8 protein-coding genes and 1 pseudogene are annotated in these 9,135 nt (G+C 54.4%); 3 read left to right on the top strand and 6 right to left on the bottom strand.

Going from position 1 to position 9,135, the window contains the following annotated elements; genetic code table 11:
- From ACXAH3_RS14970 to ACXAH3_RS14950, 5 genes are all read right to left on the bottom strand, one after another.
- The coding region (locus ACXAH3_RS14970; RefSeq protein WP_474862903.1) for an AMP-binding protein at window positions 1-528 on the bottom strand (528 nt) is incomplete at its 3' end.
- The gene (gene sauS, locus ACXAH3_RS14965) at window positions 525-1,928 is read right to left on the bottom strand and encodes an acylating sulfoacetaldehyde dehydrogenase (RefSeq protein WP_474862902.1); all 1,404 of its coding nucleotides are present in this window, start codon (window positions 1,926-1,928) and stop codon (window positions 525-527) included. The genes ACXAH3_RS14970 and sauS, both read right to left, overlap by 4 nt.
- Before the next feature lie 57 nt (window positions 1,929-1,985).
- Window positions 1,986-2,957 carry a tripartite tricarboxylate transporter substrate binding protein gene (locus ACXAH3_RS14960; RefSeq protein ID WP_474862901.1) on the bottom strand — a complete coding sequence of 324 codons (972 nt, stop codon included), beginning with the start codon at window positions 2,955-2,957 and terminating at the stop codon, window positions 1,986-1,988.
- Window positions 2,958-2,995: 38 nt separating this feature from the next.
- Window positions 2,996-3,460, bottom strand: a complete 465-nt coding sequence (locus ACXAH3_RS14955; protein WP_474862900.1) for a tripartite tricarboxylate transporter TctB family protein — start codon at window positions 3,458-3,460, stop codon at window positions 2,996-2,998.
- On the bottom strand, window positions 3,457-4,986 hold the full coding sequence (locus tag ACXAH3_RS14950; RefSeq protein ID WP_474862899.1) for a tripartite tricarboxylate transporter permease: 1,530 nt from the start codon (window positions 4,984-4,986) through the stop codon (window positions 3,457-3,459). Before ACXAH3_RS14950 ends, ACXAH3_RS14955 begins: the two co-directional genes overlap by 4 nt.
- Window positions 4,987-5,085: 99 nt before the next feature.
- Between ACXAH3_RS14950 and ACXAH3_RS14945 the strand changes: the two genes are divergently transcribed.
- Window positions 5,086-6,126 (top strand): LacI family DNA-binding transcriptional regulator, encoded by a 1,041-nt coding sequence (locus tag ACXAH3_RS14945; protein ID WP_474862898.1) that lies wholly within the window; start codon window positions 5,086-5,088, stop codon window positions 6,124-6,126.
- A gap of 138 nt (window positions 6,127-6,264) precedes the next feature.
- Here the strand turns inward: ACXAH3_RS14945 and ACXAH3_RS14940 are convergent, their stop codons facing one another.
- Complete coding sequence (locus tag ACXAH3_RS14940; protein ID WP_474862897.1) at window positions 6,265-6,816, bottom strand: SH3 domain-containing protein; 552 nt, start codon at window positions 6,814-6,816, stop codon at window positions 6,265-6,267.
- A 998-nt stretch (window positions 6,817-7,814) separates the two neighbouring features.
- Here ACXAH3_RS14940 and ACXAH3_RS14935 point away from each other — a divergent pair.
- Both ACXAH3_RS14935 and tdh read left to right on the top strand, forming a co-directional pair.
- Window positions 7,815-8,045 (top strand): annotated as a pseudogene (locus ACXAH3_RS14935) (aminotransferase class I/II-fold pyridoxal phosphate-dependent enzyme); the annotation flags it as partial.
- On the top strand, window positions 8,026-9,060 hold the full coding sequence (tdh, locus tag ACXAH3_RS14930; protein ID WP_474862896.1) for an L-threonine 3-dehydrogenase: 1,035 nt from the start codon (window positions 8,026-8,028) through the stop codon (window positions 9,058-9,060). The pseudogene ACXAH3_RS14935 and the gene tdh, both read left to right, overlap by 20 nt.
- The last annotated feature ends 75 nt before the right edge of the window (window positions 9,061-9,135 follow it).

Below are 9,135 nucleotides of genomic sequence, written 5' to 3'. Positions count from 1 at the left end.
TAATAGGCTAGCATGGGAGTGCACAACGCCTTTGGGCTGGCCTGTCGTGCCGGACGTATACATCAAGAGCGCATGTTGGTTGGCGGTGAATTCCGGAATTTCAGCCTTGTCCTGCAACAAGTCGGGACCAATGACCTGAAGGCCTTCTGGCGCGACTTTTGCAATCGCCTCGGTCTGGCTTTCATGAACAAACGCAAATCGCGCGCCACTGTGATCGAGCGCATAGGCAATTGCAGCAGGTCCCGCAGCGAGGTTGATCATCGTCGCCCGAAAACCGCCATAGAGGGCGCCATAGATCGAAAGCACACCATCACGGCCATTGGGATGGACTATGGCGACGCTTTCACCTTGCTTGATGCCAGCGCCGGTGAGGCCCTGTGCCACGCTCCGCGCTTCATCACGCAACGCACGCCAAGTTAGTTGCTCATCAGTTTCAGGGAAGACGATGGCGACACCGCCGTCTTCTGCCCGTGCATCAAGCCAATCTTGAACCGTGCCTTGTGGCGGCGCTACTTTGTCAAAAATCATTTACCTGCCTCATTCCAGTAGTCGCCAAAGATATCTTCGACATTGGGTTCGTTGGCAGGAATTTCCCGAACGATTTTGGTTGTCTGCATGAAATGGCGCCAATGCAGGTTGGTATCGATGGAGTTACCACCCCAAGACCCGCAGCCCATCGACAACGAGAACGGCATACCATTGGTAAACGACCCACCCGTCGCGAAAGTGTGCGCTTGGTTCACAATAACGCGGCTGGTTGGGATCGCCGTGGCGAGGGTAAGTGGCCTGTCTTTCGTTTGCGTATGCAGACCAACAGAATGACCTGCACCTTGATGCATCTCGATCTCGTGCGTGATGCGTACCGCGTCATCAAAATCTTTCGCGCGGTACACTGACAAAACACGACTCAGCTTTTCACCCGATAGTGGATGATCTGGACCGATGCCCTTGGTCTCTACAGCGAGATATGCCGTGTCGGCAGGCACTTCGTCACTTAGGCCGAGTGCCGCGATCATCTTATCTGCATCTTGCGCAATCGCGTGTGGGTTCAGATGCCCTTTCACCCATAATTTGGAGGTTACTTTGGTTTCATCTGTGATTAATGCGCCACCTGTGCGAGCCATCTCGGCTACAAAGGCATCGTAAATCTCATCCACGATAACAACGGCATTCTCGGAAGAACAGGACGTTGCATTGTCAAATGTCTTGGACGCTTTGATCTTTTCGGCTGCAGCGGCCAAATCGGCGGTTTCATCGACGATGACTGCAACATTGCCAGCACCCACGGCCAGCGCGGGTGTCCCTGACGTATAGGCCCGCTTGACGTTGTTTTGGCTACCGGTAACGACAATCAAATCAGCAATCTCAAGCAGTCGCTGGGTTTTTTCTTTGGATCCACGTCCCGGGATCATCTGCACCAAATCACGGTCGATCCCAAGCTTGTCAAACTCGGTGTGGATATAGCCGAGTAAGGCCTCGCAAGTTGGTACACCTTTTGGAGAAGGCGACACCACAATAGCATTCCCGCACTTAAGGGCATTGATGATGTTGTTCGCAGGTGTCGCCCCAGGGTTTGTAGAGGGAACGACAGCACCGATCACGCCGATCGGGCGAGCAATTTCCGTAATGCCTGTTGCTGGGTCATCGCTGATTATCCCGTGCGTCTTCGCATTCTGGATATCGCGCATCACGCCAAGCGTTTTGCGGTGGTTCTTAGTAATCTTGTCGGGCACATTACCGAGCCCTGTCGTTTCAACCGCCAGTTCCGCCAGATGGCGATTGCGGGAAGGTTCCATGATGGCCCAAGCCGCAGCCTGTGCCGCGCGGTCATAGGCCGTTTGTGATCCGCCAAGCTCAAAGGCGCTTTGGGCTGTGCGTGCACGTGCAACGATGGCTTCAACCTCTGCGATGGGATCAAGGGAATTCATGAGGATTATCCTGTTTGTGAGGGGCGTAGCACCCAGCTAGGGTGCTACTCTGTTGGTTTAGAGACCGGCCAAAAGCTCTTCGAGCGTTTCTTGACGCGCGGCCCACATTTCGAGGACTTCGTCACGTGTCATGATGGCCATGGGTGAACCACCGGCGGCCATACGGCTTTGGACACGGCTATTTTCAAACATTGCAGGCACAGTCGCGGCCAAGTGATCGATGATTGGCTGTGGCGTTCCCTTTGGCACCATCACACCGCGGAAGTTCACGGATGCGTTGTCGATGTCAAAGCCTTGTTCCATCATTGTCGGCACGTCTGGCAGGAACTCTTCGTTTCGGGTAAGGTCGAACACACCTAGGATTTTGACGTTGCCAGCAGCCTGCGCACGGAACGCATCGGAAAGGTTGTTCACTCCGCCAAGCACTTCGCCTGCGATCACAGCGCGCATCGCGCCTGCTCCACCAGCGTTATTTGGAATGTACGCCAATTCCACGCCAGCCGCTTTTTCAAGCTGCAAAGCTGCGATGTGGTGACCCACAAAAAGACCTGCGCCCGAGAATGTCAGACCACCGGGGTTTGCCTTTGCATACTCGATAACGTCCGCCATCGAGTTGAACTCGCTGTCAGCACCGACGACGAAGACTGCAGGGTCTGCACCCCAGTTTGCAATCGGCTCAAAGGTGTCAGTCGAGTAAGACACACCGCCTTCAATCGACTGAGCGACAAAGTGCGGAATGTTGTAGGCACCCAGCGTGTAGCCGTCTGCCTCTGCTTCGGTCGCAAGCCAGTTCCAGCCGACACGGCCGCCTGCACCGGGACGGTTCACGATGGCGATTGGCATGCCAAGCGCATCTTCATTACCGGCGGTCATAGTCACAATGCGCGCCTGAAAGTCGGTAGCTCCGCCTGCGCCATAGCTGACCATCATCATGATAGGCCGTTCGGGATAGTCGCCGTGACCATCAGCAAATGCTGTTCCTGTCATTGTGGCTAAGGCCAGTGCAGCCCCTGCAATCCATTTTTTCATAGTATCCTCCCTAGGGTTAACTCTGCCGCCTTTGCGGTTCAGAAAAAGATCTCTCGCGGTGTGAAAACGTTCAGCAGTTGCGCGAAAAGACCGTACATGACCGCCATGAAACCGGCGGTAATCAAGAGCCGTTTGCCCCAGCTTTTCATTTTTGAATGCGGGGCCGGGTCGTAAAGAGAAAGCAAGATGAAGAAGGCAATCGCCGTGGCGGTGTAGAAGCCAAGCCCCTTGGCGGCCCAATAGATGTAGATGATCGCGACGATTAGCCCGGGCAGCATGGCCCTCATCGCGTCACCGCTGATTCCATTGCCCACCTTGGTGTGCCCAAGAAGCGCCTTAACGAAGGTCCAGATCGCCAGAACCGCAAAGACCGATGAGATCAGGCGCGGAAAAATAAACGCATCCGCAGGTTCCTGGGTAAAGCTGATATAGGCGATGCTGACGCCGATACCTGCGATCAGACCAGATGCGATGATATGCTGGTTGCGTGGTAGATCGTTCATGACAACGCCTCTTCCTTTGCGACGGCATCGTCTTTGGTGGTATACCGACTGGCCATAATTTCCATCCAAACTGAATAAGCGATTGAAGCACCTACGATCAGGATCAGCAGCCAGTTCAGCCAGCCGGTAAAGAAGTAGGTGCCGGTGCCGACGGTGGCATTCGCAATCATTGATCCCTGGATAAAGTTCGCCTCTGCGATGGGTCCAAGGATAAGGCCAAGCACCAATGGGGCGGCCGAGAAACCAAAACGCTCAAGGAAATACATGCTCAGACCCAGCGTCGCCATGACGTAAACATCGCCCATGGAATTCTGAACCGAATAACTGCCAAAGACTGCCAAACCCAAAACAATCGCTGCCATGACCGCATGAGGTACTCGCGCGACACTCGCGGCCAAGCCAGCGATATAGAGCCCGAAGATACACATCAGCAGTTGGCCGATCAGCATGGAATCGATGAACGTCCACGCCACTTGTGGATAATTCATAAAGAGGTCGGGTCCGGGGAAGATACCGTGTATCAGGAGACCGCCCAGCAAAACTGCAGCCGTGGGAGAGCCGGGAATAGAAAGCGTCAGAAGCGGTACCAATGACGGGCCAACCATGGCGTTGTTGGCGCTTTCTGCCGCGATCACGCCCTCGCTGTGGCCGGTTCCGAATTTTTCGGCTTCCTTGCTGAACTTCTTGGACTGATCGTAAGCAACGAGCCCCGCGATCTGGCCGCCCACACCGGGGATCAGGCCGATGACGGACCCTGTCACTGTCCCAATCGCGAGTGCGATCTTGCGCTTGAAAACTTCAACGAACGCCAACCGGATAGGGTGTTTCTTCACTTTGATGATCTCGGCATCATCACTACGACGGCCTTTCGTGAACATGGTGATAACCTGCGGGATGGCGAAAAGCCCGATCAGCGCTGGGATCACATTGATCCCGCCACTCACAGCAGGATGGAAAATGAACCGCTGAGCACCCATGATGTCGTCAAAGCCAATTGTGGCCAGCCAGAGGCCAATACATCCTGACAAAAGGCCTTTGACAACTGAGCTGGAATCCAACGTACCGATGACGGTGACGCCAAGGATCGCGAGCCAAAATAGATGCGACGGACCGAATGCCAGCGCCCATTGCGCCAACACAGGAGTAAGAAAAATCAGCAGGAATACACCAACTAGGCCGCCAATCGCCGACGCGATAAATGACAGTTGCAATGCCTTCGCCCCTTCCCCCTTGATCGCCATCGTGTGACCGTCCAGCGTGGTTGCAATATTGGCTGGTGCGCCCGGGATTTTTAATAGGATTGCGCTGACTGCTCCGCCTGCAACGGTCGAGGTATAGGCAGCGCCTAACAGGATCAGGCCCTGCTGCGGCTCAAGCTGGAATGTGAACGGAATGAGCAACGCCACGGCCATCGTCGGCGATAGCCCCGGAGTTGCGCCCAGGATTAGACCACCGATGGTGCCAAGCAACAGCAACATGAAATTTATCGGGGTGAACACGTCGCCCATGTAAAACAAGAATTCCACTGAACCAACATCCTCCCAAACTTTGGCTTGAACATTTACGCTAAGCGATGAAAATAGTTTTGCAAATGTTTTCATAAAAAGACCAATGAGGAAGCCTATATGGCTGATAATAAATCAAAAAAGTCCAACATCTTCACTGTTTCCAAGGCGGCCCGCGTCTCACCTTCAACTGTGTCGCGCTATTTCAACCACCCCGAACTCGTCAAGCCAGCCACTCGCAAGAAGATTGATTCCGCTGTGCGCAGGACGGGCTATATCCGCAACCGAGCTGCGCAGACGATTCATGGGATTAGGTCGGGTACCATCGGCGTTCTGGTCCCAACATTGGACCACACAATCTTTGCCGAGGTCGTGCAGGCGTTCTCCGAAACTGTGTCCGCCCAAGGCTTCACCATTCTGCTGGCCTCACATGGGTATGACTTGCAACGCGAATACGCGATCTTGCGAAAGTTTCTTGAGCACCGGGTTGATGGCGTCGTTCTGACGGGGCTGGACCACGACGAGGCTGTATTTCAATTGCTTGACAGCCAAGATATCCCCTGCGTGTTGATGTGGAATTATTCTGCGACCTCGCGCTACCCATCGATCGGTGCCGATAATGAGCAGGCGGGAAAATTGATCGCAGAGCATGTGCTGGAGCTGGGACATCGGCGCGTGGCTTGTATGTTTCCACCAACACACGGGAACGACCGGGCCTTGGCTCGACGTGAAATCGTCCTAAAGACCTTGCGTGCATCAGGTATCGAGGTCCCCGAAGAATGGATGCTGGAAACCGTCTATAGCATTTCTGATTCAAAGCAGGATTCAATGCGGCTGTTCTTACAAAAGGATCGGCCGACAGCACTTATTTGCGGCAACGACATTCTTGCGACCGGGGCGCTTTATGGCGCAACGGCCAGTGGACTTGCCGTACCAGACGATGTAACTGTCGTAGGCATCGGTGATTTTAAGGGGTCTTCAGCAATTGAGCCCGCATTAACCACAGTCCGGCTCCCAGCGCTTCGCATCGGACAAGAAGTCGGGAACGCCATGATTTCTGCGATCACAGATCCGGCAGCGAGCAAGGAAGGGGGCCTAAACTGCGCGCCAGAGCTTATTGAGCGCCAGTCAAGTGCGGCAGTCAAGCGAACGGCTGACTAATCGCACTCCACTATCAAGCTGCGACACAACAGATTTGTGATTGTGAGTGGACTCTCTGGATTTGGACTGACCTGTCACGCTTTCGTCCCCTTCCGGTTGCTCACTTATGCAGCCGATCCCAACTGAAAGGCCCCTGCCCTATTCGAGGTGAACTTCGAGCGCCCAGTCTCCGCTGACACCGGTCATATCCGCTATGCGAATGACGATCTCCCCACCATTGCTCAAGATGACTGCCATCGTATTGTCTTCCTCGGATCTTGAAAGCAGGGAACCATCGGACGCGAAGATGGCGCCTTCGATGCCCTGTGGTGCTTTAAGCGCAACCGAAACGAGCCGGTCGGCCGACACCGCGAATGTCACGTCCAAGATCTCACCGGCTTCTAGCCGGCCCGATAAGCGCCCGCTGCGACCGATCAAAAGGCGATGGTCCGGCTGTATGGTGCTACTCCTGAGAGCATCCGGGTCCGCGCTTGACCAAGGGATGAGAAAGCGGGCGGCCGCCCATCCCTCGATCGCATCGTCGAAGAATTCGACTTCGCACCAGCCATCTTCGCCGCGCGTCAGACACCCGGTGCGCCGCAAGACTGTGCCATCAGGCAGTCGCGCCATCCGCTCGGACGCAGTTGCCGGGCCAGCGCGCATGTTGAGTTGCCCGTCAATGGAAATCGCGAGATAGTCGAAAGCGTTCAAAGTTGCCGCGTCCTGGGCAACGGAGGGCCCGGCGATAAGGGCGAGAGCTAGCACTGCATTGTAATGGCGTGAAGTGGTCCAATTTTCCGAATGGGCCTGCACCTTTTCCAAGATGTACCGGGTTTAGGTTTCATGCCGCTTTTCTATTCGTCGAAGCCAACCCCACAGGCGCCGTCTAGCGAACGCCGCACAATTTTGGCATGAGACGTTGGGACTCGCTGCGCCATGTTTGGCACATCATATTACGTTTTCCCGTCGCTCTCCAACAGATACGAGGCCAAGGAGTAAGCGAAGTAGTCTAACCCCCTACCCGGCCCTATTGTTTGTAGCAAATCTGTCTGACGTCAGACACGTCAAATGTCGAACTCATACAGGATCGAAATCGAAAAATTCAGGTTAGAAGAAGGTCTTTCGCGCCAACAAACGGCGTTTGAAACAAGCAGGGCTCAGCGCTCAAGCCATTGGTGTTTGAAACCAAACAAACCCGACACCAAGCAAAGCCCTTATTTCTTTGCAAAAGTTTTGCATTTGGGTGGCCCCAAATGGGCACATAGGGACACGTCGATTTATACATAACTTGTAGTAGATCGGGAGATGTCCAATACCCCCCATTTTAAGTTTTGCAATTAGGTGGCCCGAGATTGAGATATTCGGGCATTATCTCGGGCGACATAAGTGATAGATTTCCGCCAGGCCATAAATGACATTCCCTACTGGTAAGTTCCTTCAGGACTCAGTGGCTAGCATCGACAAGCGAGCGGCGATAAGAGCTACCGGCACGCAATCGCGCCGGTGGCCGCAGAGAGCCTTAGAACGGGCTGTCAGGATAGTAGAAGTCCATCGCGTTGTCCTGAGTGACTAGAACCGAACCGATGACAAAACTGCCCGAGACTGTAGATATGTACGGACTTTCGGGACACTTCCTGTAAATTCCCCAATTTGGGATGGAGGAAGCTTTCATGACGAACGACGAACGCGACATTCAACGCAAACTTAGAGTGCGCCAACGTGCCCGCCCCTACCTCTTTTCCAACTCTCTTCCTCCTGCGGTCGTGGCGGCAGGGCTTGAAGCGATTGAATTGGTTGAAGCTGGTGCAGCGCTCAGAACACAGCTTTTTGACAACGCGGCCTATTGGCGTGCAGGCTTGAAACAGCTTGGATTTGACCTTCTTCCCGGTGAGCATCCGATCATCCCCGTGATGCTTGGCGATGCGCAATTGGCCCAAGACCAAACCCGAGGAAGGGCTTTGGCAGATCGAAGCGCCAGTTCCCGAAATCGGCCCGGATGATGTTTTGATCCGTATTAACAAGACTTGCATTTGCGGCACTGACATTCATATCTGGAACTGGGACGAGTGGGCATCAGCCACGGTGCCCGTTCCAATGATCACAGGGCACGAGTTTGCAGGAGAAATCGTCGAGATCGGACGCAATGTCACCGGGCTGTCACTGGGGCAACGCTGCTCTGGCGAGGGACATTTGATCGGTAACGACAGCCGTCAATCAAGGTCGGGAAAGTTCCACCTCGATCCCGGCACGCGTGGTATTGGGGTGAACGAACAAGGTGCTTTTGCCCAATATCTAAGACTACCCGCGTTTAATGTGGTCCCCCTGCCAGATGACATTCCAGACGAAATTGGCGCGATCCTTGATCCCTTGGGCAACGCAGTTCACACCGCCCTCAGCTTTGATCTGCTTGGCGAAGATGTACTCATCACCGGCGCAGGCCCCATTGGCATCATGGCGGCTGCTGTCGCACGGCACGCAGGCGCGCGAAACGTTGTGCTGACCGACGTAAATACGTACCGGTTGGATCTTGCGGAAAAGGTCGTATCAAACCTGCGGACCGTGAATGTGTCACAAGAAGACTTGGCGGATGTCGCAGTTGAGCTTGGCCTGAAAGAGGGCTTTGATGTTGGACTGGAAATGTCCGGGAGCCAAATAGCCCTCGACCAGATGGTTGAAGCCTTGGTCATGGGCGGCAAAATTGCATTGCTGGGGATTCCACCGGGCCAGTCACCCGTTGATTGGAGCCGCATCGTCTTCAAAGCAATCACGATCAAAGGTGTCTATGGGCGCGAAATGTTCGAGACATGGTACAAGATGATCGCAATGCTGCAAAATGGCTTGGACATCAGCGGTATAATTACACACCGTTTCAGTGCCGCCGACTTCGCAAAAGGCTTTGCCGACATGAAATCTGGTCGGTCAGGAAAAGTGGTCTTGGACTGGCAGAATTTTTAAGGCGAGAACTGGATTTCACAAGGCGTTAGGCCCGGAAACTCAAGCTTAAGGGCCGGGTCAAGAAAGCTGCGCCGG

It is taken from the genome of Aliiroseovarius sp. ABM4_368 (assembly GCF_056161205.1).
Note: the sequence above shows the minus strand (reverse complement) of the source record. Positions and strands in the feature narration are given on the sequence as shown.